Here is a 23,084-nt window from a genome sequence, read left to right as displayed (position 1 = left end):
GTTGAAATACATACCATATGATATCTTATAACTTTATGCAGACTCTGTCAAGAAAATATTATACACCTGGTTTAGTTGTCATAGTAAACGTTCCATAAATATAGCCCATGCCCCGGTGCTGTGCGCCCTGCCGCTTCGCGATCCTTCGCTTCCAGCATGGATTTCACATCAGCGGGAGAAATTTTTCCAATACCTGCATCAAGCAAAGTACCCGCAATAATTCTGACCATATTATATAAGAAACCGCTGCCTGTGATCCGCATTTGCAGACCGTCATCCGTCTCAGTCCAATCAAGTTCGTAAATCGTTCTTACCTTGTCCTGTACTTCTGTTTTAGTCGCGCAAAAGCTTGTAAAATCATGTGTCCCTATAAGATGCTTTGCCGCTTCTCTCATGTTCTGCACATTAAGGTGATATGAAAAATGGTAAGCGTAATGCCGTTTAAATACGTCCGGGTGTTTCTCCGTGTATACAAAGTAGCGATATTCTTTTTTGACTGCGCTAAATCGTGCATGGAACCCATCATCCGCAATTTCTGCCTGTTTGACTGCGATATCGTCCGGAAGCAGTGCATTTAAGGCATACGGCCATCTCTCCGCCGGGATAGACAGCGAAGTATCAAAATGAATCACCTGTCCGGCTGCGTGAACCCCGCTGTCTGTTCTTCCAGACGAAACGACCGGAATTCTGTCTTTCGACTTATGCAGGACAGCCAAGGCCTTCTCAAGCTCATCCTGAACCGTTCTTTTGCCCGGCTGCACCTGATATCCATTAAACAAATGTCCGTCATAAGAAATCGTGCATTTCAGTCTCATACAGCACCTCTAAGTCCTTAAGAAAAATAACAAAGCAGCCAAAATCATCAAGCTGACAATGACAGAAGTGTCTTTTCCTGTCCATACCAGCTTTCTGTATTTCGTACGTCCCTCTCCGCCTTGATAACCCCTTGCTTCCATTGCCACAGCAAGCTCTTCGGCGCGTTTGAATGCACTGACGAAGAGAGGGACAAGAAGCGGGACAATAGCCTTCACTCTGTCTTTGACAGGTCCGCTTGTAAAGTCAACGCCTCGCGCCATCTGAGCCTTCATGATCTTATCTGTCTCCTCCATCAAGGTCGGGATAAACCGCAAAGAAATTGACATCATAAGAGCGAGCTCGTGAACAGGAAGCTTTATTTTTTTCAATGGATTCAGCAGCTGCTCCATTCCATCAGTAATCTCAATCGGTGTTGTCGTCAGCGTTAATAGGGTTGTGATTAAAATCAGATAGACGAATCTAAGAGAAATGAATATCCCTTGAACCAAACCGCCCTCGTAGATTTTGAAAACGCCTAATTGAAAGATAACCGGCCCTTCATGTGTCATTAAAATGTGAAGCAGGAACGTAAATAGGACAATCCAGATGATAGGCTTTAACCCTTTCATTAAAAAAGAGAAAGGAACTCTTGTTAATGAAACGACGCCTACTGTAAATAATCCAAGCAGCGCATATGTCTGCACATTATTGGCTAGGAATACGATACAGACAAATAAAAAGATCGTGATAAGTTTTGTTCTGGGGTCAAGCCGATGTACAAGTGAAGAGCCCGGTACATACTTGCCGATAATCATGCTGTCCATCATAAGGTCTTCTCTCCCTGAAAAAGAGCACGGATTTCAGCAGCGGCATCTTCAATTGTGAGCATAGGCTCTTTAAATCTGACACCTAGTGCAGCTTCCAGCTGTCTTTGGAATTTTATCGTTTCCGGAAGATCCAGCCCCCAGCCAGCCATCTCTTCACCTTTTAAAAATAAATCACGCGGACTGCCTGATGCTTGGATCGTGCCTTTATGCATGACAATCATTTCATCAGCGTATGCAGCTGCATCCTCCATGCTGTGTGTCACAAGGATCGTCGTCAGGTTCCCCCGTTGATGAAGCTCATAAAACATGTCCATAATCTCTTTTCGCCCTCTTGGGTCCAATCCTGCAGTCGGTTCATCAAGAACAAGCACTTCAGGATCCATTGCAAGTACGCCGGCAATCGCAACTCTGCGCATTTGCCCTCCACTTAATTCAAAAGGCGATCTGTCCAGAAGTTCTTCTGATAAACCTACAAGCTTCAGCATCTCTCTTGCCCTTTGTTCAGCATCCTCTTTTTTCACACCAAAATTCATCGGTCCGAACGAAATATCTTTTAGAACTGTTTCTTCGAATAATTGATGCTCAGGAAATTGGAAAACGATTCCGACTTTTTTACGAAGGGTCTTCAGCTCTTTATTCTTTTTCCCTGCCTGAATAACAGTGCTGCCTAGTGATATCTGTCCCTTCGTCGGCTTCAAGAGACCGTTCAAGTGCTGAAGAAGAGTGGACTTACCAGAGCCTGTATGCCCGATAACGGCTACATAGCTGCCTTCTTTAATCGATGCGTTGATATCATACAGTGCAAGGCGCTCAAACGGCGTCTTCATCTGATAACGATGCTCTACATCTTTGATTGTAATGTCCATAGCTCTTTCACCAGCCCTTCCTGGGTCAAATGATTTTCTTCCAAAGCCAGTCCATTTTCTCTTAAAAGCTGGCTAAGCTGGAATGAGAAGGGTAAATCAAGCCCGATTTGAACAAGTTCCTTATTCAATTTAAAAATCTCTTCAGGCAGCCCTTCGGCATATTTTTTACCGCCATTCATGACAATGATCCTGTCTGCTTTTGCTGCCTCATCCAGATCATGTGTGATTGAAATGACAGTCGCCATGCCCTGCTCCTTTAAATGTCTTACCGTTTCAAGCACTTCTTCTCGCCCGATCGGGTCAAGCATAGATGTTGCTTCATCTAAGATAATAATATCAGGACGTGCGGCAATAACCCCCGCAATCGCAACTCTCTGCTTTTGGCCTCCGGAGAGATGGTGCGGCTCTTGATCGAGAAAATCTTGCATATTCACCTGTTTTACTGCCCAGTCTACTCTCTCAATCATTTCTTCCCGCGGTACACCATTGTTTTCTAAACCAAAAGCCACATCATCGCGAACTGTTGTTCCGACAAATTGGTTATCCGGATTTTGAAAGACCATACCTAATTTCTTACGCACTTCCCAAACCGAATCCTCTGTCAATTGAATCCCGGCAACCTTTATGTCGCCTGATTCAGGAAGGATTAAACCATTCAATGCCCGAGCCAGTGTTGATTTCCCTGAACCGTTATGACCTACAATTGCAAGCCATTCACCCTCATACACCTGCAGGGAGACGCCGTCTAGTGCTCGTCTTTCTGCGTCTTTCCGATATCGAAAAACGATATCCTCTACCGATATCAACTGATTTTGATTCATGGAAAACCGGCCTCCTCTCAGCTAATGCTCTGCTTTTCTCTCTATATAAAAAGTTGCAGTATCTAAAAAAAGGGCATAGATCCAGTTAGAAACTGTCCCGCCCTTCTTTAGATACACAAAAAATATGTGATTAAACCAATTCGATAATTGCCATTGGTGCTCCGTCACCACGGCGAGGACCAAGCTTCATAATACGTGTGTATCCACCTTGGCGCTCCTCGTAACGAGTTGCAATGTCAGAGAATAATTTTTGAAGTGCATCTTGGTTATTTTCTTCGTTTGCAACCTCGTTGCGGATGTATGCAGCAGCTTGACGGCGAGCGTGAAGATCACCGCGTTTGCCAAGCGTGATCATTTTTTCAACTACAGAGCGAAGTTCTTTCGCACGTGTTTCAGTTGTTTCGATTCTTTCGTTGATGATCAAATCAGTTGTAAGATCACGAAGCATAGCTTTACGCTGTGCACTCGTACGTCCTAGTTTTCTGTATGACATGTGATGTCCCCTCCTTTATTGAAATGCTGTATCTGAATAATAAACACACGAAAATCCTAGTTCACAAGGGAAACTAGTCAATCGTCTTTGCGAAGTCCGAGTCCAAGTTCTTCAAGTTTCGCTTTCACTTCTTCAAGTGATTTGCGTCCTAGATTACGAACTTTCATCATATCTTCTTCCGTCTTGTTCGCAAGCTCTTGAACCGTGTTAATACCCGCACGCTTTAAGCAGTTGTAAGAGCGAACAGAAAGATCCAATTCTTCAATTGTCATTTCAAGAACTTTCTCTTTTTGATCTTCTTCTTTTTCAACCATGATTTCAGCATGCTGAGCTTCGTCAGTTAAACCAACGAATATATTAAGGTGTTCAGTTAAAATCTTTGAACCAAGCGCAATGGCTTCTTTCGGTCCAGTGCTTCCATCAGTCCAAACATCAAGTGTAAGTTTATCATAGTTTGCAACTTGGCCTACACGAGTGTTCTCTACCTGATAAGATACACGAGAAACTGGCGTATAGATAGAATCGATCGGAATTACGCCGATTGGCTGATCGTCTCTCTTGTTTGCGTCAGCAGGCGTATACCCACGTCCTCTTTGAGCAGTAAGGCGAACTCGGAAACTCGCATTCTCACCAAGAGTTGCGATATGAAGATCAGGATTTAAGATCTCTACATCACTATCGTGTGTAATATCAGCTGCCGTTACAGTTCCTTCACCCTGTACATCAATTTCTAGCGTCTTCTCTTCATCAGAGTAGATTTTCAATGCAAGCTTTTTAATGTGTAAGATAATCGTTGTAACATCTTCCACAACGCCTTCAATTGTCGAGAATTCGTGCAGTACACCATCTATCTGGATTGATGTTACAGCGGCACCAGGGAGTGAGGATAAGAGGATACGACGTAAGGAGTTACCCAGAGTTGTACCATATCCACGCTCAAGTGGCTCTACGACAAACTTACCAAATTTGGCATCGTCGCTGATTTCAACCGTTTCGATTTTTGGTTTTTCAATCTCGATCATTACTTAAAACCCTCCTTCAAAACGTCGAAACCTCGAATAGAATCATATGAGATTCCATCCGAAATTCCCCATTGTTTAGTCCCGTATGTGCTCAGGCAACGAGTCGGTGCATTCGTTTCATAAATAACTGTATCATAACCCATTATTGACAGGGACACAAAATCTATACAAACAAATTACACGCGGCGACGTTTTGGTGGACGGCATCCGTTATGAGGAACAGGAGTTACGTCTCTGATAGCAGTGACTTCTAGTCCAGCAGCTTGAAGTGCACGGATTGCAGCTTCACGGCCTGAACCAGGTCCTTTAACAGTAACCTCTAGAGTTTTAAGACCATGTTCGATTGAACCTTTAGCAGCTGTTTCTGCAGCCATTTGTGCAGCAAAAGGAGTAGATTTACGAGAACCTCTGAATCCTAAAGCTCCGGCACTAGACCAAGAAATAGCATTACCATGAGTGTCAGTGATCGTAACGATCGTGTTATTGAAAGTTGAACGAATATGAGCAATTCCAGACTCAATATTCTTTTTCACGCGACGTTTACGCGTGTTAGATTTACGAGCAGCAGCCATTGTTTAAGAACCTCCCTTACTTATTTTTTCTTGTTAGCTACAGTACGACGCGGACCTTTACGAGTACGCGCATTGTTTTTAGAGTTTTGTCCGCGAACAGGTAATCCTCTGCGATGACGGATTCCGCGGTAGCTTCCGATTTCGATCAGACGTTTGATATTAAGAGAAACTTCACGGCGAAGGTCACCTTCTACTTTCAGTTTGTCAATAATATCACGGATTTTACCAAGTTCTTCTTCAGTAAGATCGCGCACACGAGTATCTTCTGAAACTCCAGCTTCTTTTAAAACTTGCTGAGCCGTTGTGCGGCCAATTCCGAAGATGTATGTTAAAGAAATAACAACACGTTTGTCACGTGGGATATCTACACCAGCAATACGAGCCATTCTCTGGGCACCTCCTTATAAATTATCCTTGTTTTTGTTTATGCTTTGGATTTTCACAGATCACCATTACTTTTCCTTTTCTGCGAATAACTTTACATTTTTCGCAGATTGGTTTAACTGATGGTCTCACTTTCATGTGTTTCCAACCTCCTTCAGTTTCCGGAGTGCTTTATTTGTAACGGTACGTAATCCTGCCACGAGTTAAGTCATATGGAGATAATTCTACCGTAACTTTGTCTCCAGGTAAAATGCGAATGAAGTGCATGCGGATTTTACCAGATACGTGAGCCAAAACAGTGTGGCCATTTTCAAGTTCAACTTTGAACATCGCGTTTGGCAGTGTTTCGACTATCGTACCTTCCACTTCAATTACATCGTCTTTCGCCATTCAAGTGTTCTCCCTTCTTCAAATCAGTAACTTGCTTTCTGACAAATTTCAAAAGAAGTTTGTCACACGCCCTGTTTCGTTTATACTGTTCTGAACTTCCGGAGATACGCAATCATAAAGGGTTAAATGATTGATATTCTTTTTCTTAGGAGAATGTAATGTACGCATTTCTCCGTCTGCTGTTAGTACATTGATGATGGTCAACAATCCCAATGACAACGGCAAGGTGAATTCGGTCCTGCCAATGTTCATCCAAACTTTCTGCCCTATCAAGCCGGAAAAACATCTGTCTTCAGAATTATTTTCATCACCTAGACTCTCGTCAGTATATCAAAACCCGTTTCCGTAATCGCAATCGTATGTTCAAAATGAGCACACTTTTTCCCATCTACCGTTACAACCGTCCAGTTATCAGCCAATGTTTTCACGTAGCGGCTGCCAGCGTTCACCATAGGTTCAATAGCGAGAACCATGCCAGGTTTGAGCCGTGGTCCTTTGTTGGGCGGACCGTAATGAGGAATTTGCGGGTCCTCATGCAAGTCTTGACCAACACCATGTCCGACATACTCCCTAACAACTGAAAACTGCTCATTTTCGACATACGTTTGTATTGCGTGGGAAATATTCGACAAACGTTCACCTGGTTTTGCTTCCTGCAAGCCTTTATATAAAGACTCCTCTGTCACTTCCAGAAGTTTTTTGTCATCATCGCTGATGTTTCCTACCGGATATGTCCATGCAGAGTCACCATGATAACCATTTAATTTAGCACCGATATCAATACTGATGATGTCACCGTCCTTCAGCACCCTGCTGCCAGGAATGCCGTGAACGAGTTCTTCATTAACTGATACGCAAATGCTCCCGCGAAACCCATTATACCCCTTAAAAGATGGGATTGCACCCTGCTTCTTAATAAAACGTTCGGCAATTTGATCCAATTCTTTTGTCGAGATTCCTGGTTTAATGTGCTTTTTTAGCTCTTCATGAGTTAAAGCCACGATTCGCCCTGCTTCCCGCATGATACCAAGTTCACGTGGGGTTTTACAGATAATCATTTTTTTAATCCTCCAAGAAGATCCTTCACATCTGCATAAACGTCTTGAATGTCCTGTTGGCCATTCACGTTTGCAAGATACCCTTTCTCAGAATAGAAATCGAGTAAAGGCTGAGTTTGCTTCATGTTTACCTCAAGCCGTTTAGAGACGGTTTCCTCATTATCATCTGCCCGTTGATAGAGTTCGCCTCCGTCTTTATCACAAATACCCGGCGTTTTCGGCGGATTAAAGACTAAATGATAGGTTGTGCCGCAAACACTGCAAATTCTGCGTCCAGTCAGACGCTCCATCAGAGCATCTTTGTCGACTTCAATGTTAATGACATAATCAATCGGCTTGCCGTATTCCTCAAGAATTTCTTCAAGAGCTTCGGCTTGAGCGACTGTTCGCGGAAATCCGTCCAGAAGAAAACCTCTTTCACAATCGTCTTTGCCAAGTCTTTCTTTTACAATTCCGATTGTGACTTCGTCAGGTACGAGCTCTCCCTTATCGATATAAGATTTTGCTTCGAGTCCGAGTGGTGTTTCTTCTTTCATAGCAGCACGGAACATATCTCCTGTTGAGATATGAGGAATCCCATAATCCTCAACAATTCGTTCGCCCTGTGTGCCTTTACCGGCACCAGGAAGCCCCATTAAGACTAAGTTCATTCGGATTTCCCCCGTCCTCTCTTTATTAAGAGGGAATGGATAAATCCATTTCCTCTAGTTTTTCATAAATCCACGGTAGTTTCGTTTCACCAACTGGCTTTCTAGTTGTTTCATTGTCTCCAAGGCTACCCCGACAACAATTAACAAAGATGTTCCGCCAATTTGTGCACTTTGAGGCAATCCAGCGAATTGAATGAAAAAGATAGGAAGAATGGAAATCACGGCTAAGAATATAGAACCCACAAACGTAAGTCGATACAAAATGCTCGTAATTCTATCTTGAGTCATTTTCCCTGGACGAACCCCCGGGATATAGCCACCCTGTTTTTTAAGGTTATCAGCCATTTGTTCAGGATTAACCTGTACAAAAGCATAAAAGTACGTAAAGGCAATAATCAACGCAACATATATCGCCATACCCACCGGATGCGTATTATCAAAGTAGTTTTGAATCCACTTTGTCACATCGTTTGTTCCAAAGAATGACGCGATCGTCCGCGGCGTTATCAAAAACGCAACCGCAAAGATTACAGGAATAACCCCTGCAGGGTTCACTTTCAATGGAAGGTGTGTAGACTGACCACCGCCAGCAGGTGAACGACCTGTGCCTTTAGCATATTGAATCGCAATTTTCCGTACGGCTTGCTGAATGAAAATAACTCCAACAATAACTGCTAAAATCGCAATCACAAGAAGTGCGACTTTCACAATATGAATAAACAACTGATCGTTGCTGCCGACAAATTGAGTCTCATATATTTGTCCAATCGTTTTTGGAATACTAGCCACAATCCCCGCGAAGATAATGATCGATATTCCGTTGCCTACTCCATGAGACGTAATTTGTTCTCCAAGCCACATTAAAAAGGCAGTTCCGCCAGTGAGCACTAAAGCAATGATGAGATAAGTCGATATACCGGATTTTTCAATCAGCATACCGTTTGCCAGATTGTTGAATCCGTATGACATACCTAACGCTTGGATGAAACCAAGCACAATCGTAAAGTACCTTGTGAACTGAGCTAATTTACGGCGGCCAACTTCACCTTGCTTAGACCACTCGGTAAACTTCGGCACAACATCCATCTGAAGCAGCTGAATGATGATCGAAGCCGTGATATAAGGAGTAATTCCCATTGCGAAAATGGAGAATTGGTAAAGCGCACCGCCGCCAAATGTATTAAGGAGATCAAAAACACCCATTTGAGACTGTGCCTGTAACGCTTCAGCGTTAACATAAGGCACAGGAATAAACGCACCTATGCGAAAGACGATAAGCATGAGTAAAGTGAATATGATTTTATTCCTGATATCACTCACACGCATAAAGTTGGAGATTGTTTTAAACAAGTTAGATCACCTCAGCTGTACCGCCAGCAGCTTCAACAGCTTCTTTCGCAGAAGCAGAGAATTTATTGGCTTTTACAGTTAATTTTTTCTCTAATTTACCGTTGCCAAGAATCTTTACTCCTGCATTAAGTTTGCTAATAACACCAGTCTCAAGAAGAAGTTCAGGAGTGACTTCCGTTCCTTCTGCAAAACCGTTCAATTTGTCTAGGTTGACTACAGCGTATTCCTTGCGGTTGATGTTAGTAAAACCGCGTTTAGGAAGACGTTGGAATAAAGGCATTTGTCCCCCCTCGAACCCTGGGCGTACACCGCCGCCAGAACGAGCGTTTTGACCTTTGTGACCTTTACCAGCTGTTTTACCGTTGCCAGAACCAATACCACGACCTACGCGATTACGCGTTTTGCGTGAACCTTCTGAAGGTTTTAATTCATGAAGTTTCATTAGGACACCTCCTTATCCGATCAATTATTTTTATTGTTCTTTAACAGAAACTAAATGAGATACTTTATTAATCATGCCACGGATCGCAGCGTTGTCTTCATGAACAACAGTTTGGTTTGTTTTCTTTAAACCAAGCGTTCTAACAGTAACGCGTTGATCTTCCGGGCGACCGATTACACTTCGTTTGAGGGTAATTTCTAATTTAGCCATTAATGTTCCCTCCTTATCCTAACAGTTCTTCTACAGATTTTCCACGAAGCTTCGCAACCTCTTCAGCACGCTTAAGTTCACTTAAGCCTTGAAGTGTTGCACGAATCATGTTGATCGGTGTGTTAGAACCTAAAGACTTAGAAAGGATGTCAGATACACCAGCAAGCTCAAGTACCGCACGTACAGGGCCTCCAGCGATAACTCCAGTACCTTCAGAAGCAGGTTTTAACAAGATGTTACCTGCACCGAAACGTCCGATGATTTCATGTGGAATTGTAGTTCCAACCATTGGTACTTCAATTAAATTCTTTTTCGCATCTTCAACAGCTTTGCGGATCGCTTCTGGTACTTCTTGTGCTTTACCAGTACCGAATCCTACGTGTCCGTTTTTGTCACCGACAACGACTAGAGCTGCGAAGCGGAAACGACGACCACCTTTAACAACTTTCGCTACGCGGTTAACCGTAACTAAGCGTTCTTCTAACTCTAATTTGCTTGGGTCAATACGACGCATAATCATGTGTCCCTCCTTCTTTTATTAAAATTTAAGTCCAGCTTCACGAGCGGCATCAGCCAAAGCTTTTACACGTCCATGGTATAAGTATCCGCCACGGTCAAATACTACTTCAGAAACGCCTTTTTCAGCAGCGCGTTTTGCAACTAATTCTCCAACTTTAGTAGCAGCAGAAGTATCTCCAGTGCTTTCAACGTTCAAGTCTTTATCGAGAGTAGATGCACTAGCAAGTGTAACACCATTTACATCATCGATGATTTGAGCGTAAATGTGCTTGTTAGAACGGAAAACGTTCAGACGCGGTCTTTCAGCAGTACCGGAAAGTTTAGCGCGAACACGAGCGTGTCTTTTAAGACGAGCAGCATTTTTGCTAGTTTTCGTAATCATCTAGGTCACTCCTTTCTTCACTTTAAGCGATCTTACTTAGCAGATTTACCTTCTTTGCGGCGAACAACTTCACCTTCGTAGCGGATTCCTTTACCTTTGTAAGGCTCTGGAGAACGTACAGCGCGGATGTTAGCAGCAATAGCTCCTACACGTTCTTTGTCTGTACCTTTTACAACTACTTTAGTTTGAGAAGGAACTTCGATTTCGATGCCTTCTTCAGGAACGATCTCAACAGGGTGAGAGTATCCAACGTTTAAAACAAGTTTATTTCCGGATTTAGACGCACGGTAACCGACACCGACTAATTCCAAACCTCTTTCAAATCCTTTAGATACACCTTCAACCATGTTGCCAAGCAGACTGCGAGTTGTACCATGCAGTGCACGGTGCTCTTTTTGATCAGAAGGACGAGTGACTGTAAGCACATTGTCCTCTACTTTAATTTCCATATCAGGGTGAAACGTACGAGTTAATTCTCCTTTTGGTCCTTTCACAGCTACAGTGTTGTTATCGTTTAACGTTACTGTAACATCAGAAGGAATCTCAAGTAACTTCTTACCTACACGAGACATACCAAACACCTCCATTCATGTTAAACTTCTTACCAAACGTATGCTAGAACTTCTCCACCAGCTTGTTTTGCACGGGCTTCTTTGTCCGTTAAAACACCTTGTGATGTAGAAATAATCGCGATTCCAAGACCGTTAAGTACGCGAGGTACTTCATTTGATTTAGCATAAACACGCAAACCAGGTTTGCTGATTCTTTTAAGACCAGTGATAACGCGCTCGTTGTTTTGTCCGTATTTCAAGAAAACGCGGATGATACCTTGTTTGCTGTCTTCTACGAACTCAACGTCACGAATGAAACCTTCACGCTTTAAAATTTCAGCAATTTCTCTTTTCAATTTAGAAGCAGGAATTTCAAGCTTCTCATGACGTACCATGTTTGCATTGCGAATACGAGTTAGCATATCTGCAATTGGATCTGTCATAACCATTATATAATTACCTCCTTCCCTTTCTTGGGGATTACCAGCTGGCTTTTTTCACGCCAGGAATTTGTCCTTTATATGCAAGCTCACGGAAACAAATACGGCAAAGTTTAAATTTACGAATGACTGAATGCGGACGTCCGCAGCGTTCACAGCGTGTGTACTCTTGTACTTTAAACTTTGGTGTACGTTGTTGTTTCGCAATCATAGACTTTTTAGCCACGATTTCGCCTCCCTTTCATTGATTATTTCTGGAACGGCATACCTACTTGAGTTAATAGCTCACGAGCTTCTTCGTCAGTATTAGCAGTTGTTACGATAACGATGTCCATTCCGCGAACCTTTGTTACTTTATCGTAGTCAATTTCAGGGAAGATTAACTGTTCTTTGATACCAAGTGTGTAGTTACCGCGACCGTCGAAAGATTTTTTAGAAACCCCGCGGAAGTCACGTACACGCGGTAAAGATACAGAAATAAGTTTATCAAGGAAATCATACATGCGCTCTCCGCGAAGAGTTACTTTCGCACCGATAGGCATTCCCTCACGAAGACGGAATCCAGCAATTGATTTCTTCGCACGAGTAACGACAGGTTTTTGACCTGCGATAAACGTTAATTCTTCAACAGCACTGTCGATTGCTTTCGCGTTTTGAACAGCGTCACCAACACCCATGTTGATTACGATTTTTTCGATTTTAGGCACTTGCATGACTGAATCATAGTTGAACTTAGTCATTAAAGCAGGTGCAATTTCTTTATTGTACTTTTCTTTAAGGCGGTTCATGAGATAGACCTCCCTTCCTTTTAATACTATTTATCTAGAACTTGCCCAGATTTTTTTGCAACACGAACTTTTTTGCCATCTTCCACTTTGTATCCTACGCGAGTCACTTCACCTGTTTTAGGATCGAGCGGCATAACGTTTGATACATGAATTGGCGCCTCTTGATTAGAAATACCGCCTTGAGGGTTAGCTTGAGTTGGTTTAGAGTGTTTCTTTACCATGTTAACACCTTCAACTAAAACGCGGTCCTTTTTAGGGAAAGCAGCAAGGATTGTTCCTTGTTTGCCTTTATCTTTACCAGAGATAACCATAACTTTATCGCCTTTTTTTACATGCATCCTGATCGCACCTCCTTGAGTAAGGCATTTATTTCATTAGATAACTTCTGGAGCTAGAGAAACAATTTTCATAAAGTTGTTTTCACGCAATTCACGAGCAACTGGTCCGAAGATACGAGTTCCGCGTGGGCTCTTGTCGTCACGGATGATAACACATGCATTCTCATCGAAGCTGATGTATGAACCGTCACTTCTGCGCGCTCCGCTTTTCGTGCGAACGATAACAGCTTTTACGACTTCACCTTTTTTGACAACGCCTCCTGGTGTTGCTTGTTTAACCGTGCAAACAATTACATCACCAATGTTAGCTGTTTTACGTCCAGAACCACCAAGAACTTTAATAGTAAGTACTTCACGTGCGCCAGAGTTGTCAGCTACTTTTAAACGAGTCTCTTGTTGAATCATTATTTGTTACCTCCCTTCGGAAAAAGAATTCCGAACTTTATTAGATAATAACAGCTTCTTCGACAACTTCAACTAGACGGAAACGCTTAGTTGCAGACAATGGACGAGTTTCCATGATCTTTACGATGTCACCGATTTTAGCTTGATTATTTTCATCATGTGCTTTGAATTTTTTTGAGTATTTTACGCGTTTACCGTAAAGTGTATGTTTTTTGTATGTTTCAACAACAACAGTGATGGTTTTATCCATTTTGTCAGAAACAACACGGCCTTGGTAAACTTTGCGTTGGTTACGTTCGCTCATGCTCACGACCTCCCCTCAGTGATTATTTATTAGCAGCAATTTCTCTTTCACGAATCACAGTTTTCATGCGCGCGATAGCTTTGCGCACTTCACGAATGCGAGCAGTATTTTCAAGTTGTCCTGTCGCTAATTGAAAGCGAAGATTGAAAAGTTCTTCTTTAAGAGACTTTACTTTTTGTTCAATTTCAGCAGTGGTAAGGTCACGAATTTCATTAGCTTTCATTTGATTCACCACCAATTTCTTCACGTTTTACGAACTTCGTTTTAATTGGCAATTTGTGAGATGCAAGACGAAGCGCTTCACGAGCAACCTCTTCAGACACACCAGAAATTTCAAATAAAACTTTGCCCGGTTTTACAACAGCTACCCAACCTTCTGGAGCCCCTTTACCGGATCCCATACGTACCTCAAGTGGTTTAGCAGTGTAAGGTTTAGAAGGGAAAATTTTGATCCAAACTTTACCGCCACGTTTCATGTAACGAGTCATCGCAATACGTGCAGCTTCGATTTGACGGTTAGTGATCCAAGAAGCTTCAAGAGCTTGGATACCGAACTCACCGAAATGTACTTCAGTACCGCCTTTCGCACGGCCACGCATTTTTCCGCGATGCTCTCTGCGATATTTAACGCGTTTTGGTAATAACATATTATTTTCCTCCTTCCTCAGTTTTCTTCTTAGTAGGAAGAACCTCTCCACGATAGATCCAGACTTTTACACCAAGCTTACCGTAAGTAGTATCAGCTTCTGATGTTGCATAGTCAATGTCCGCACGTAATGTGTGCAATGGAACAGTTCCTTCACTGTAGTATTCAGAACGAGCGATATCTGCACCGCCAAGACGACCAGAAACCATTGTTTTCACACCTTGTGCTCCAGCGCGCATAGTACGTTGGATTTGTTGTTTCTGTGCACGGCGGAAAGAAACACGGTTTTCTAATTGACGAGCGATGTTGTCAGCAACTAGCTGTGCATCAAGATCTGCTCTTTTGATTTCAAGAATGTTAATGTGTACACGCTTGCCAGTAAGGCTGTTAAGGGCTTTGCGAAGTGCTTCAACTTCAGAACCGCCTTTACCGATAACCATACCAGGCTTAGCTGTGTGGATCGTAATGTTAACGCGGTTTGCTGCACGCTCGATTTCTACTTTAGAAACAGAAGCGTCAGAAAGGCGTTTGCTAATGTATTCACGAATTTTTAAATCTTCGTGCAGGAAGTCAGCGTAATCTTTACCAGCGTACCACTTAGATTCCCAATCACGAATGACTCCGATACGAAGACCGACTGGATTTACCTTTTGACCCACTACTTATCCCTCCTTCTTTTCTGATACAACGATTGTAATGTGGCTCGTACGTTTGTTGATTTGGCTCGCACGTCCCATAGCACGTGGGCGGAATCTTTTTAACGTAGGGCCTTCGTCAACGAATGCTTGAGAAATAACCAGGTTGTTAGCGTCCATTTCATAGTTATGCTCAGCATTTGCAATAGCGGATTTTAATACTTTCTCGATAATTGGAGAAGCAGCTCTTGGTGTAAGGTTCAAGATTGATACTGCCTCACCTACTTGCTTGCCTCGAATCAGGTCCATTACTAGACGTGCTTTACGAGGAGCAATACGGACTGTTCTTGCAACAGCTTTAGCTTGCATTTAAAAGCCTCCTCTCTTAGCGTCTTGTTTTTTTGTCATCACTAGCATGACCTTTGTACGTACGAGTTGGAGCGAATTCACCCAACTTGTGCCCTACCATATCTTCAGAGATGAATACAGGCACGTGTTTACGTCCGTCATAGACTGCGATTGTGTGACCAATAAACTGTGGGAAAATAGTAGAACGACGAGACCAAGTTTTTACGACTTGTTTCTTGTCTGTTTCATTTAATTTCTCGATTTTTGTCATCAAGTGTCCATCGACAAATGGTCCTTTTTTCAAGCTGCGAGCCATTTTGGAACCTCCCTTCGTGATTGCACTACGGTCCGAAGTGAACCGTAGACAACCCCGTTATTTATTTTTACGACGACGTACGATAAATTTATCGGATTTGTTCTTTTTCTTACGAGTCTTGAATCCAAGAGTCGGTTTGCCCCATGGAGACATTGGTGATTTACGTCCGATTGGCGCACGTCCTTCACCACCACCGTGTGGGTGATCGTTAGGGTTCATTACAGAACCACGAACTGTAGGACGGATGCCTTTCCAGCGAGAACGTCCAGCTTTACCAATGTTGATAAGTTCGTGCTGTTCGTTACCTACTTGACCGATAGAAGCACGGCAAGCAGAAAGAATCATGCGAACTTCTCCAGAGTTAAGGCGTACAAGAACGTATTTACCTTCTTTACCAAGAACCTGAGCAGATGTACCAGCTGAACGTACGAGCTGTCCGCCTTTACCAGGTTTTAATTCAATGTTATGCACAACTGTACCAACAGGGATGTTGATAAGTGGAAGTGCATTACCTACTTTAATGTCAGCTTCAGGACCTGACATGATTTCAGTACCCACTTGAATTCCTTTAGGAGCAAGAATGTAACGTTTTTCTCCGTCTGCATAGTTGATTAGAGCGATGTTAGCTGAACGGTTTGGATCGTATTCAACTGTAGCAACGCGTCCAGGTATACCATCTTTATCGCGTTTGAAGTCGATAACACGGTATTGGCGTTTATGTCCGCCACCTTGGTGACGTACAGTCAATTTACCTTGGTTGTTACGTCCGCCTTTTTTGTGAAGGGGAGCAAGCAAGGATTTTTCCGGCTTGTCAGTCGTGATTTCAGCAAAATCTGAAGTTGTCATGCCACGACGTCCATTAGAGGTCGGTTTATACTTTTTAATCGCCATTTTGAATTTCCCTCCTTCTTTTTACAGATAATTAAGCTTCAAAAATTTCGATTTCTTTGCTGTCTGCAGTAAGTTTTACGATCGCTTTTCTGCGACGGCTAGTCATACCAGTGTAGCGTCCGACACGTTTTGATTTACCTTTGTAGTTCATGATGTTGACTTTGTCAACTTTCACACCAAAGATGCTTTCAACCGCGTCTTTCACTTCTGTTTTGTTAGCTCTTACATCAACTTCAAAAGTATATTTCTTTTCAGCCATTAAATCAGCAGAACGTTCAGTAATGACGGGGCGCTTTAGAACATCACGAGGATCTTTCATTATGCAAGCACCTCCTCTACTTTTTCAACCGCTGCTTTTGTAATCAGAAGCTTCTCGTGGTTGACAACGTCTAAAACGTTGATTCCGTTAGCTTCAACTACAGTAACTCCAGGAATGTTGCGAGCAGATAAAGCCACTGCTTCGTTAGCATCCGCAGTTACGATTAAAGCTTTTTTCTCAACAGATAACCCTTTAAGGATAGCTGCCATTTCTTTTGTTTTAGCCGTATCAAGAGTAAGATCTTCAAGAACGATGATGTTGTTGTCGTTCACTTTAGAAGACAATACTGATTTGATTGCCAAGCGGCGAACTTTTTTAGGTAATTTATAAGAATAGCTGCGTGGTGTTGGGCCGAATACGACACCACCTCCGCGCCATTGCGGTGAACGGATAGAACCTTGACGGGCACGTCCAGTACCTTTTTGACGCCATGGTTTACGACCTCCGCCGCGTACTTCAGAACGATTTTTTACTTTATGAGATCCTTGACGTAAGGAAGCTCTTTGCATAAGAATAGCGTCGAATACAACACTCTCATTTGGTTCGATACCAAATACAGAAGCGTTTAATTCGATGTCACCAGCAGTAGAACCGTTTTGGTTGTATAATGCTACTTTTGGCATGATCAATTTCCTCCTTTCCTAAGAGAGTTATTTAGATTTAACAGCACTTTTAACAGTGATTAAAGATTTCTTCGCACCAGGTACGTTACCTTTGATCAAAAGAAGATTGCGTTCTGCATCAACTTTTACGATTTCAAGGTTTTGAACAGTGATTTGCTCTCCGCCCATACGTCCAGGTAATAATTTACCTTTGAATACACGGTTAGGATCTACAGGTCCCATTGAACCAGGACGACGGTGGTAGCGTGAACCGTGAGACATAGGTCCGCGAGATTGTCCGTGGCGCTTGATCGCACCTTGGAAACCTTTACCTTTAGATACTCCTGTTACATCTACGATTTCTCCAGCAGAGAAAATTTCAACCTTGACTTCCTGACCAACTTCATACGCATCCATTTCCACTCCGCGTAATTCTTTAACGAAGCGCTTAGGAGCAGTTTCCGCTTTTGCAACGTGCCCTTTTTCAGGTTTGTTAGAAAGCTTTTCACGCTTGTCGTCAAAACCAAGCTGGATTGCTTCATAACCGTCGTTTTCAGTTGATTTCTTTTGAAGAACAACGTTTGGAGCAGCCTCGATAACAGTTACCGGAATAAGATCACCATTTTCAGCGAATACTTGCGTCATACCAATTTTTCTTCCTAAGATTCCTTTGGTCATTCGTCACACCTCCTATTAAGATCATTCTATATTTTAGAATTAAAGTTTGATTTCGATATCGACACCAGATGGTAAGTCTAATCGCATGAGAGCATCAACAGTTTGTGGTGTTGGGTTCACAATATCGATTAAACGTTTATGTGTACGCATTTCAAATTGCTCACGAGAATCTTTGTATTTGTGCACCGCACGAAGGATTGTGTAAACTGATTTTTCAGTCGGTAACGGGATCGGACCAGATACGCTAGCACCAGAACGTTTTGCCGTTTCAACAATCTTCTCTGCAGATTGATCAAGGATTCTATGATCATATGCTTTCAAACGAATACGAATTTTTTGTTTTGCCATTATTTTCCCTCCTTTTCGCCTACATCAAGTTAGACAGTTCTCCGTGAGAAAAACCTGAACACCTTGCCATGGCAAAGCGGCCGGGTGTGTCAGCAACCTCTCACTTCATCGCAGTCAAAGACCAACATACACCATTATACAGAAAATAGACGTATGTTGCAAGACTTATTTAGAATATGCATGGTTTGCACACTTTTTTTATTATACAGGTGTTTTTCTTATTTATCAAGGATCTATCATAAGTGGTGCAGTGCGTGGCTACTTAGTGTGCTTGCGAATAATGACGGCTCCTCGATATGCGGGGTGTGAGCCGAATTCTCAAATTGAAGCCAGCGCTTTTCAGGTGCCTCAAGCACTTGATAATACTGTTTTGATATTTCAGCAGGAACAATTAAATCATGTATCCCCGAAATGAAAAAGCACGGTACTTTAATAGAAGGAACTGATTTGAATGCATTAAAATTGTACAACTCATCAGTTAAATGTATTTTTGTGAATCGCTGTCCATTGAGGAATTTGTGCATGTTTTTTATTCCATACTCATTACCAGTAAGCATTTGAAATAATATAGCAAGGCTTTGACGACGATGGTGAGTAAATCCTCCCTTGCCCATCTCGACACAAAACCGATAGATGGTATGCTGGATATCCTTCTCCCAAGGCGGAGGGCCAATGAAGCGTATAAGCAAAGATACTATACTCATTCTCTTTGTATCAGACATTTCACGTAGATAATGATAAGCAGCTGATTCTTCATAGTGAGGGTTAACAACCTGGCTGATTCCATAATACGCATAAAACAAATCCGGATGCTGCTGCAGTACATGGAGTGCTAACAGTGAGCCCCAAGAATGGCCAGTAAGATATAGTTTTGTTTTTGAAAAATGGTCTAGGAGCCATTGAGTGACTTGAATTGCATCTTTAACAAAATGGCTGATTGTCATGGAGTGATGAGGAATTCGTTTTGAATAAGAAAGCCCGGATCCTCTTTGATCCCAATGTACTACTGTAAAATGCTGTTCAAGCTCTTTTTGATAATGCCTAACATAACCGATTTGGGGGGTCCCCGGTCCGCCATGTAAAAAAAGCAGCAATGGATTTTTTACATCAGCCCCATTAATCATCAGCATTTGTTTTGTATTTTCAATGCTCAGTTCTTTCATGATTGCGATTGATCTCTTTTCAGGAATCATAAAAATTAGCCCCTCGGATATGATAGGTCTTATTATACAAGAAAAAGATAAGTAAACAAAAAAACGAGACCCACAGGGGGTCTCGTTTATCATCATACTATTACTCAGTGATTGTAGAAACAACGCCTGAACCAACAGTACGTCCGCCTTCACGAATAGAGAAACGAGTTCCTTCTTCGATAGCGATTGTAGAGATAAGTTCAACGTTCATTTCAGTGTTATCTCCAGGCATAACCATTTCTACGCCTTCTGGAAGATGGATGATACCAGTTACGTCAGTTGTACGGAAGTAGAACTGAGGACGGTAGTTAGAGAAGAATGGAGTATGACGTCCACCCTCTTCTTTAGAAAGAACGTAAACTTCAGCTTTGAATTTGCTGTGTGGAGTGATTGTACCTGGTTTAGCAAGTACTTGACCACGTTGGATTTCTTCACGAGATACACCGCGAAGAAGGGCACCAATGTTGTCACCAGCTTCAGCATAATCAAGAAGCTTACGGAACATTTCAACACCTGTAACAGTTGTTTTCTTGTTCTCTTCTTGAAGACCGATGATTTCAACTTCGTCACCGACTTTAACTTGTCCGCGTTCTACACGGCCAGTTGCTACTGTACCACGACCAGTGATTGAGAATACATCCTCAACTGGCATCATGAATGGTTTTTCAGTGTCGCGTTCTGGAGTTGGGATGTACTCATCAACCGCATCCATAAGTTCGAAGATTTTCGCTTCGTACTCAGCGTCACCTTCAAGAGCTTTAAGAGCAGAACCTTTGATTACTGGTACATCATCACCAGGGAAGTCGTATTCGCTAAGAAGATCGCGAACTTCCATTTCAACTAGTTCAAGAAGCTCTTCGTCGTCTACCATGTCGCATTTGTTTAGGAATACAACGATGTATGGTACACCAACGTTTTTAGAAAGAAGGATGTGCTCACGAGTTTGTGGCATTGGGCCATCAGCAGCAGATACTACAAGGATAGCTCCGTCCATTTGCGCAGCACCAGTGATCATGTTTTTAACATAGTCAGCGTGTCCTGGGCAGTCAACGTGTGCATAGTGACGAGTTTCAGTTTCGTACTCAACGTGTGCAGTAGAGATTGTGATACCACGCTCACGTTCTTCAGGAGCACCATCAATTTGATCGTACGCCATAGCTGTACCTTTACCAGATTTCTTATGAAGTACTGTTGTGATAGCAGCAGTTAAAGTTGTTTTACCATGGTCAACGTGTCCAATTGTACCGATATTGGCATGTGATTTGGAACGGTCGAATTTTTCTTTAGCCATTCTAAAATCCTCCTTAAGAGCTTTTAATTAGTAATGTATAGAGTGATAGGAAGTGAAAGAAAGCTTTCACTTCCTCATCTTACAATAGTAGTTATACTTGAGTTAAGCGGCAAAATCAATTATTCGCCTTTATTTTTTTTGATAATTTCTTCTGCAATGCTCTTCGGCACTTCTTCGTAGTGATCCATGTGCATAGTAAACGTACCGCGACCTTGCGTATTAGAACGAAGTGCAGTAGCGTAACCGAACATTTCAGCAAGAGGAACCATAGCGCGAACAACTTGAGCGTTACCGCGTGCTTCCATACCTTCTACGCGTCCGCGACGTGAAGTAACATCACCCATGATATCTCCCATGTATTCTTCTGGAATAACCACTTCTACTTTCATGATTGGTTCAAGAAGAACTGGGTTACATTTGCTGACTGCATTTTTCAATGCCATAGAAGCAGCAATTTTAAATGCCATTTCGTTTGAGTCAACATCATGGTAAGAACCATCGAAAAGTTTTGCTTTAATGTCGATAAGCGGGAAGCCTGCTAGTACACCATTTTCAAGTGAATCTTCCAGACCTGCTTGAACAGCTGGGATGTATTCACGAGGAACTACCCCACCGACAATCGCATTTTCAAATTCAAAGCCAGCGCCTTCTTCGTTTGGTTCGAATTCGATCCAAACGTGTCCGAACTGACCGCGTCCACCAGACTGACGTACAAATTTACCTTCAACTTTTGCACCGGAACGGAATGTTTCACGGTACGCAACCTGAGGAGCACCAACGTTGGCTTCTACTTTAAATTCGCGTTTCATACGGTCAACAATGATATCAAGGTGAAGTTCACCCATACCAGAGATGATCGTTTGGCCAGTTTCTGGGTTTGTTTGAGTACGGAATGTAGGATCTTCTTCAGCAAGTTTCGCTAAAGCGATACCCATTTTATCTTGGTCGGCTTTTGATTTAGGCTCAATAGCAACGTCGATAACTGGTTCTGGGAATTCCATTGATTCGAGGATAACAAGATCCTTCTCATCACATAGAGTATCTCCAGTAGTCGTATCTTTTAGACCTACAGCAGCTGCGATATCGCCTGCGTATACAGTAGAGATTTCTTCACGGCTGTTAGCGTGCATTTGAAGGATACGTCCAACACGCTCACGTTTGCCTTTAGTAGAGTTTTTCACGTATGAACCGGAATCAAGTGTTCCAGAGTACACACGGAAGAACGTCAACTTACCAACGTAAGGGTCAGTCATAACTTTAAATGCTAATGCAGAGAATGGCTCATCATCAGAAGAATGGCGCTCAATCTCTTCATTTGTATCAGGACGTACACCTTTGATTGCAGCAACGTCAGTTGGTGCAGGAAGGTAGTCAAGAACAGCATCAAGTACTAGTTGAACACCTTTGTTTTTGAAGGCAGAACCAACAAGAACAGGGTAGAATTCAACATTTAATGTACCTTTACGGATACCTGCTTTTAACTCGTCAATAGTGATTTCTTCACCCTCAAGGTATTTGTCCATAAGCTCTTCATCAAGCTCACATACAGCTTCAATGAGGCTGTTGCGAAGCTCTTCTGCTTGCTCTTTGTACTCTTCAGGGATTTCTTTCGCATCAGAGCGAGTTCCGAGGTCATCTTCGTAGAAATACGCAACGTTTTCTACAAGATCGATGATACCTTCGAAGTTATCTTCAGCACCGATCGGCAATTGAATTGCATGAGCGTTTGCTTGAAGACGGTCTCTTAAAGTTCCTACAGAGTAAAGGAAGTCTGCACCGATTTTGTCCATTTTGTTAACAAAAACGATACGCGGTACTCCGTAAGTTGTTGCCTGACGCCAAACAGTTTCTGTTTGAGGCTCAACGCCTGATTGCGCGTCAAGTACAGCAACAGCACCATCAAGTACACGAAGAGAACGTTCAACTTCAACTGTGAAGTCTACGTGTCCCGGAGTATCGATGATGTTTACGCGGTATCCTTTCCACTGTGCAGTTGTCGCAGCGGAAGTGATTGTGATACCACGTTCTTGTTCCTGCTCCATCCAGTCCATTTGTGAAGCTCCTTCGTGAGTTTCACCAATTTTGTGGATACGACCAGTATAGAACAAGATACGTTCTGTAGTAGTCGTTTTACCGGCATCAATGTGAGCCATGATTCCGATATTACGAGTATTTTCTAAGGAGAACTCTCTTGCCATTGGGTAATTTCT

37 protein-coding genes are annotated in these 23,084 nt (G+C 42.6%); all 37 read right to left on the bottom strand.

Annotated features, from left to right (window positions below):
* Positions 1-71 precede the first annotated feature (71 nt).
* Positions 72-815: a tRNA pseudouridine(38-40) synthase TruA gene (gene truA, locus M1M80_RS00885; RefSeq protein ID WP_060397795.1), complete on the bottom strand. Its 744-nt coding sequence runs from the start codon at positions 813-815 to the stop codon at positions 72-74.
* A gap of 9 nt (positions 816-824) precedes the next feature.
* Positions 825-1,622: an energy-coupling factor transporter transmembrane component T family protein gene (locus M1M80_RS00880; protein WP_019257284.1), complete on the bottom strand. Its 798-nt coding sequence runs from the start codon at positions 1,620-1,622 to the stop codon at positions 825-827.
* Positions 1,619-2,488, bottom strand: coding sequence for an energy-coupling factor ABC transporter ATP-binding protein (locus M1M80_RS00875; RefSeq protein ID WP_003241974.1), 870 nt, complete (start codon positions 2,486-2,488; stop codon positions 1,619-1,621). Before M1M80_RS00875 ends, M1M80_RS00880 begins: the two co-directional genes overlap by 4 nt.
* Positions 2,464-3,309, bottom strand: a complete 846-nt coding sequence (locus M1M80_RS00870; protein ID WP_060397794.1) for an energy-coupling factor ABC transporter ATP-binding protein — start codon at positions 3,307-3,309, stop codon at positions 2,464-2,466. Before M1M80_RS00870 ends, M1M80_RS00875 begins: the two co-directional genes overlap by 25 nt.
* A 130-nt stretch (positions 3,310-3,439) precedes the next feature.
* On the bottom strand, positions 3,440-3,802 hold the full coding sequence (rplQ, locus tag M1M80_RS00865; RefSeq protein WP_003225836.1) for a 50S ribosomal protein L17: 363 nt from the start codon (positions 3,800-3,802) through the stop codon (positions 3,440-3,442).
* Positions 3,803-3,879: 77 nt separating this feature from the next.
* Entirely contained in the window at positions 3,880-4,824 is a 945-nt protein-coding gene (locus M1M80_RS00860; protein ID WP_003225835.1) for a DNA-directed RNA polymerase subunit alpha, read from the bottom strand.
* 176 nt (positions 4,825-5,000) lie between these two features.
* On the bottom strand, positions 5,001-5,396 hold the full coding sequence (gene rpsK, locus M1M80_RS00855; RefSeq protein ID WP_009966385.1) for a 30S ribosomal protein S11: 396 nt from the start codon (positions 5,394-5,396) through the stop codon (positions 5,001-5,003).
* Positions 5,397-5,416: 20 nt separating this feature from the next.
* Positions 5,417-5,782 (bottom strand): 30S ribosomal protein S13, encoded by a 366-nt coding sequence (rpsM, locus tag M1M80_RS00850; RefSeq protein WP_003235095.1) that lies wholly within the window; start codon positions 5,780-5,782, stop codon positions 5,417-5,419.
* A 22-nt stretch (positions 5,783-5,804) separates the two neighbouring features.
* A complete protein-coding gene (gene rpmJ, locus M1M80_RS00845) occupies positions 5,805-5,918 on the bottom strand; it encodes a 50S ribosomal protein L36 (RefSeq protein WP_003156543.1) in 114 nt (37 codons plus the stop codon).
* A 33-nt stretch (positions 5,919-5,951) separates the two neighbouring features.
* Positions 5,952-6,170, bottom strand: coding sequence for a translation initiation factor IF-1 (gene infA, locus M1M80_RS00840; protein ID WP_003156508.1), 219 nt, complete (start codon positions 6,168-6,170; stop codon positions 5,952-5,954).
* 311 nt (positions 6,171-6,481) lie between these two features.
* The gene (gene map / locus M1M80_RS00835; protein WP_003225828.1) at positions 6,482-7,228 is read right to left on the bottom strand and encodes a type I methionyl aminopeptidase; all 747 of its coding nucleotides are present in this window, start codon (positions 7,226-7,228) and stop codon (positions 6,482-6,484) included.
* The gene (locus tag M1M80_RS00830) at positions 7,225-7,878 is read right to left on the bottom strand and encodes an adenylate kinase (protein ID WP_003241987.1); all 654 of its coding nucleotides are present in this window, start codon (positions 7,876-7,878) and stop codon (positions 7,225-7,227) included. Before M1M80_RS00830 ends, map begins: the two co-directional genes overlap by 4 nt.
* Positions 7,879-7,932: 54 nt before the next feature.
* A complete protein-coding gene (gene secY / locus M1M80_RS00825; protein ID WP_019257282.1) occupies positions 7,933-9,228 on the bottom strand; it encodes a preprotein translocase subunit SecY in 1,296 nt (431 codons plus the stop codon).
* Between the two features lies 1 nt (position 9,229).
* Positions 9,230-9,670, bottom strand: coding sequence for a 50S ribosomal protein L15 (gene rplO, locus M1M80_RS00820; protein ID WP_003225819.1), 441 nt, complete (start codon positions 9,668-9,670; stop codon positions 9,230-9,232).
* Between the two features lie 30 nt (positions 9,671-9,700).
* Positions 9,701-9,880, bottom strand: a complete 180-nt coding sequence (rpmD, locus tag M1M80_RS00815) for a 50S ribosomal protein L30 (protein WP_003156497.1) — start codon at positions 9,878-9,880, stop codon at positions 9,701-9,703.
* A 13-nt stretch (positions 9,881-9,893) separates the two neighbouring features.
* Positions 9,894-10,394 (bottom strand): 30S ribosomal protein S5, encoded by a 501-nt coding sequence (rpsE, locus tag M1M80_RS00810; RefSeq protein WP_029316747.1) that lies wholly within the window; start codon positions 10,392-10,394, stop codon positions 9,894-9,896.
* Positions 10,395-10,418: 24 nt separating this feature from the next.
* Positions 10,419-10,781 (bottom strand): 50S ribosomal protein L18, encoded by a 363-nt coding sequence (gene rplR, locus M1M80_RS00805; protein ID WP_060397793.1) that lies wholly within the window; start codon positions 10,779-10,781, stop codon positions 10,419-10,421.
* 32 nt (positions 10,782-10,813) lie between these two features.
* On the bottom strand, positions 10,814-11,353 hold the full coding sequence (gene rplF / locus M1M80_RS00800) for a 50S ribosomal protein L6 (RefSeq protein WP_003241996.1): 540 nt from the start codon (positions 11,351-11,353) through the stop codon (positions 10,814-10,816).
* A 29-nt stretch (positions 11,354-11,382) separates the two neighbouring features.
* The gene (rpsH, locus tag M1M80_RS00795) at positions 11,383-11,781 is read right to left on the bottom strand and encodes a 30S ribosomal protein S8 (RefSeq protein ID WP_003241998.1); all 399 of its coding nucleotides are present in this window, start codon (positions 11,779-11,781) and stop codon (positions 11,383-11,385) included.
* Positions 11,782-11,812: 31 nt separating this feature from the next.
* The gene (rpsN, locus tag M1M80_RS00790) at positions 11,813-11,998 is read right to left on the bottom strand and encodes a 30S ribosomal protein S14 (RefSeq protein ID WP_003156488.1); all 186 of its coding nucleotides are present in this window, start codon (positions 11,996-11,998) and stop codon (positions 11,813-11,815) included.
* A 22-nt stretch (positions 11,999-12,020) separates the two neighbouring features.
* A complete protein-coding gene (gene rplE / locus M1M80_RS00785; RefSeq protein WP_003225809.1) occupies positions 12,021-12,560 on the bottom strand; it encodes a 50S ribosomal protein L5 in 540 nt (179 codons plus the stop codon).
* 26 nt (positions 12,561-12,586) lie between these two features.
* On the bottom strand, positions 12,587-12,898 hold the full coding sequence (rplX, locus tag M1M80_RS00780) for a 50S ribosomal protein L24 (RefSeq protein WP_003156486.1): 312 nt from the start codon (positions 12,896-12,898) through the stop codon (positions 12,587-12,589).
* 36 nt (positions 12,899-12,934) lie between these two features.
* Positions 12,935-13,303: a 50S ribosomal protein L14 gene (rplN, locus tag M1M80_RS00775; protein ID WP_003225805.1), complete on the bottom strand. Its 369-nt coding sequence runs from the start codon at positions 13,301-13,303 to the stop codon at positions 12,935-12,937.
* Between the two features lie 40 nt (positions 13,304-13,343).
* Entirely contained in the window at positions 13,344-13,607 is a 264-nt protein-coding gene (gene rpsQ / locus M1M80_RS00770) for a 30S ribosomal protein S17 (RefSeq protein WP_003225804.1), read from the bottom strand.
* A gap of 22 nt (positions 13,608-13,629) precedes the next feature.
* Complete coding sequence (gene rpmC, locus M1M80_RS00765) at positions 13,630-13,830, bottom strand: 50S ribosomal protein L29 (protein ID WP_003156482.1); 201 nt, start codon at positions 13,828-13,830, stop codon at positions 13,630-13,632.
* The gene (gene rplP, locus M1M80_RS00760) at positions 13,820-14,254 is read right to left on the bottom strand and encodes a 50S ribosomal protein L16 (protein WP_003225801.1); all 435 of its coding nucleotides are present in this window, start codon (positions 14,252-14,254) and stop codon (positions 13,820-13,822) included. The genes rpmC and rplP overlap by 11 nt, the downstream gene beginning before the upstream one ends.
* Before the next feature lies 1 nt (position 14,255).
* Complete coding sequence (gene rpsC, locus M1M80_RS00755; protein ID WP_003242001.1) at positions 14,256-14,912, bottom strand: 30S ribosomal protein S3; 657 nt, start codon at positions 14,910-14,912, stop codon at positions 14,256-14,258.
* 3 nt (positions 14,913-14,915) lie between these two features.
* Positions 14,916-15,257 carry a 50S ribosomal protein L22 gene (gene rplV, locus M1M80_RS00750; RefSeq protein WP_003156475.1) on the bottom strand — a complete coding sequence of 114 codons (342 nt, stop codon included), beginning with the start codon at positions 15,255-15,257 and terminating at the stop codon, positions 14,916-14,918.
* Positions 15,258-15,273: 16 nt separating this feature from the next.
* Positions 15,274-15,552: a 30S ribosomal protein S19 gene (gene rpsS, locus M1M80_RS00745; protein WP_003156472.1), complete on the bottom strand. Its 279-nt coding sequence runs from the start codon at positions 15,550-15,552 to the stop codon at positions 15,274-15,276.
* Between the two features lie 57 nt (positions 15,553-15,609).
* Positions 15,610-16,443, bottom strand: a complete 834-nt coding sequence (rplB, locus tag M1M80_RS00740; protein ID WP_003225795.1) for a 50S ribosomal protein L2 — start codon at positions 16,441-16,443, stop codon at positions 15,610-15,612.
* 31 nt (positions 16,444-16,474) lie between these two features.
* Positions 16,475-16,762, bottom strand: a complete 288-nt coding sequence (rplW, locus tag M1M80_RS00735; protein ID WP_003225793.1) for a 50S ribosomal protein L23 — start codon at positions 16,760-16,762, stop codon at positions 16,475-16,477.
* Positions 16,762-17,385 (bottom strand): 50S ribosomal protein L4, encoded by a 624-nt coding sequence (gene rplD, locus M1M80_RS00730; protein WP_003242004.1) that lies wholly within the window; start codon positions 17,383-17,385, stop codon positions 16,762-16,764. Before rplD ends, rplW begins: the two co-directional genes overlap by 1 nt.
* Before the next feature lie 27 nt (positions 17,386-17,412).
* On the bottom strand, positions 17,413-18,042 hold the full coding sequence (gene rplC, locus M1M80_RS00725; protein ID WP_003225791.1) for a 50S ribosomal protein L3: 630 nt from the start codon (positions 18,040-18,042) through the stop codon (positions 17,413-17,415).
* A 39-nt stretch (positions 18,043-18,081) separates the two neighbouring features.
* Entirely contained in the window at positions 18,082-18,390 is a 309-nt protein-coding gene (rpsJ, locus tag M1M80_RS00720) for a 30S ribosomal protein S10 (protein WP_003156464.1), read from the bottom strand.
* A gap of 236 nt (positions 18,391-18,626) precedes the next feature.
* The gene (locus tag M1M80_RS00715; RefSeq protein ID WP_060397792.1) at positions 18,627-19,583 is read right to left on the bottom strand and encodes an alpha/beta fold hydrolase; all 957 of its coding nucleotides are present in this window, start codon (positions 19,581-19,583) and stop codon (positions 18,627-18,629) included.
* Between the two features lie 100 nt (positions 19,584-19,683).
* On the bottom strand, positions 19,684-20,874 hold the full coding sequence (gene tuf / locus M1M80_RS00710) for an elongation factor Tu (RefSeq protein WP_003242008.1): 1,191 nt from the start codon (positions 20,872-20,874) through the stop codon (positions 19,684-19,686).
* A gap of 119 nt (positions 20,875-20,993) precedes the next feature.
* Positions 20,994-23,072, bottom strand: coding sequence for an elongation factor G (fusA, locus tag M1M80_RS00705; RefSeq protein ID WP_019257279.1), 2,079 nt, complete (start codon positions 23,070-23,072; stop codon positions 20,994-20,996).
* Between the last annotated feature and the right edge of the window lie 12 nt (positions 23,073-23,084).

Source organism: Bacillus inaquosorum (assembly GCF_023238325.1).
Classification (GTDB): Bacteria; Bacillota; Bacilli; order Bacillales; family Bacillaceae; genus Bacillus; species Bacillus inaquosorum.
Note: the sequence above shows the minus strand (reverse complement) of the source record. Positions and strands in the feature narration are given on the sequence as shown.

Coding starts and splice junctions, on each gene's coding strand:
- rpsM (WP_003235095.1), bottom strand. CDS start 5,782: ATGGCTCGTATTGCTGGTGTAGATATCCCACGTGACAAACGTGTTGTT.
- rplW (WP_003225793.1), bottom strand. CDS start 16,762: ATGAAAGATCCTCGTGATGTTCTAAAGCGCCCCGTCATTACTGAACGT.
- map (WP_003225828.1), bottom strand. CDS start 7,228: ATGATTATCTGTAAAACCCCACGTGAACTTGGTATCATGCGGGAAGCA.
- rpsJ (WP_003156464.1), bottom strand. CDS start 18,390: ATGGCAAAACAAAAAATTCGTATTCGTTTGAAAGCATATGATCATAGA.
- rplP (WP_003225801.1), bottom strand. CDS start 14,254: ATGTTATTACCAAAACGCGTTAAATATCGCAGAGAGCATCGCGGAAAA.
- rpmJ (WP_003156543.1), bottom strand. CDS start 5,918: ATGAAAGTGAGACCATCAGTTAAACCAATCTGCGAAAAATGTAAAGTT.
- M1M80_RS00715 (WP_060397792.1), bottom strand. CDS start 19,583: ATGATTCCTGAAAAGAGATCAATCGCAATCATGAAAGAACTGAGCATT.
- rpsQ (WP_003225804.1), bottom strand. CDS start 13,607: ATGAGCGAACGTAACCAACGCAAAGTTTACCAAGGCCGTGTTGTTTCT.
- M1M80_RS00860 (WP_003225835.1), bottom strand. CDS start 4,824: ATGATCGAGATTGAAAAACCAAAAATCGAAACGGTTGAAATCAGCGAC.
- rplN (WP_003225805.1), bottom strand. CDS start 13,303: ATGATTCAACAAGAGACTCGTTTAAAAGTAGCTGACAACTCTGGCGCA.
- rpmC (WP_003156482.1), bottom strand. CDS start 13,830: ATGAAAGCTAATGAAATTCGTGACCTTACCACTGCTGAAATTGAACAA.
- rplX (WP_003156486.1), bottom strand. CDS start 12,898: ATGCATGTAAAAAAAGGCGATAAAGTTATGGTTATCTCTGGTAAAGAT.
- rpsS (WP_003156472.1), bottom strand. CDS start 15,552: ATGGCTCGCAGCTTGAAAAAAGGACCATTTGTCGATGGACACTTGATG.
- rplR (WP_060397793.1), bottom strand. CDS start 10,781: ATGATTACGAAAACTAGCAAAAATGCTGCTCGTCTTAAAAGACACGCT.
- rplE (WP_003225809.1), bottom strand. CDS start 12,560: ATGAACCGCCTTAAAGAAAAGTACAATAAAGAAATTGCACCTGCTTTA.
- rpmD (WP_003156497.1), bottom strand. CDS start 9,880: ATGGCTAAATTAGAAATTACCCTCAAACGAAGTGTAATCGGTCGCCCG.
- rpsK (WP_009966385.1), bottom strand. CDS start 5,396: ATGGCTGCTGCTCGTAAATCTAACACGCGTAAACGTCGCGTGAAAAAG.
- rplO (WP_003225819.1), bottom strand. CDS start 9,670: ATGAAACTTCATGAATTAAAACCTTCAGAAGGTTCACGCAAAACGCGT.
- rplC (WP_003225791.1), bottom strand. CDS start 18,042: ATGACCAAAGGAATCTTAGGAAGAAAAATTGGTATGACGCAAGTATTC.
- rplQ (WP_003225836.1), bottom strand. CDS start 3,802: ATGTCATACAGAAAACTAGGACGTACGAGTGCACAGCGTAAAGCTATG.
- rplB (WP_003225795.1), bottom strand. CDS start 16,443: ATGGCGATTAAAAAGTATAAACCGACCTCTAATGGACGTCGTGGCATG.
- fusA (WP_019257279.1), bottom strand. CDS start 23,072: ATGGCAAGAGAGTTCTCCTTAGAAAATACTCGTAATATCGGAATCATG.
- M1M80_RS00870 (WP_060397794.1), bottom strand. CDS start 3,309: ATGAATCAAAATCAGTTGATATCGGTAGAGGATATCGTTTTTCGATAT.
- truA (WP_060397795.1), bottom strand. CDS start 815: ATGAGACTGAAATGCACGATTTCTTATGACGGACATTTGTTTAATGGA.
- rplD (WP_003242004.1), bottom strand. CDS start 17,385: ATGCCAAAAGTAGCATTATACAACCAAAACGGTTCTACTGCTGGTGAC.
- rplV (WP_003156475.1), bottom strand. CDS start 15,257: ATGCAAGCTAAAGCTGTTGCAAGAACAGTCCGTATTGCTCCTCGTAAA.
- rpsE (WP_029316747.1), bottom strand. CDS start 10,394: ATGCGTCGTATTGACCCAAGCAAATTAGAGTTAGAAGAACGCTTAGTT.
- M1M80_RS00875 (WP_003241974.1), bottom strand. CDS start 2,488: ATGGACATTACAATCAAAGATGTAGAGCATCGTTATCAGATGAAGACG.
- rpsH (WP_003241998.1), bottom strand. CDS start 11,781: ATGGTTATGACAGATCCAATTGCAGATATGCTAACTCGTATTCGCAAT.
- infA (WP_003156508.1), bottom strand. CDS start 6,170: ATGGCGAAAGACGATGTAATTGAAGTGGAAGGTACGATAGTCGAAACA.
- M1M80_RS00830 (WP_003241987.1), bottom strand. CDS start 7,878: ATGAACTTAGTCTTAATGGGGCTTCCTGGTGCCGGTAAAGGCACACAG.
- M1M80_RS00880 (WP_019257284.1), bottom strand. CDS start 1,622: ATGATGGACAGCATGATTATCGGCAAGTATGTACCGGGCTCTTCACTT.
- tuf (WP_003242008.1), bottom strand. CDS start 20,874: ATGGCTAAAGAAAAATTCGACCGTTCCAAATCACATGCCAATATCGGT.
- rplF (WP_003241996.1), bottom strand. CDS start 11,353: ATGTCTCGTGTAGGTAAGAAGTTACTTGAGATTCCTTCTGATGTTACA.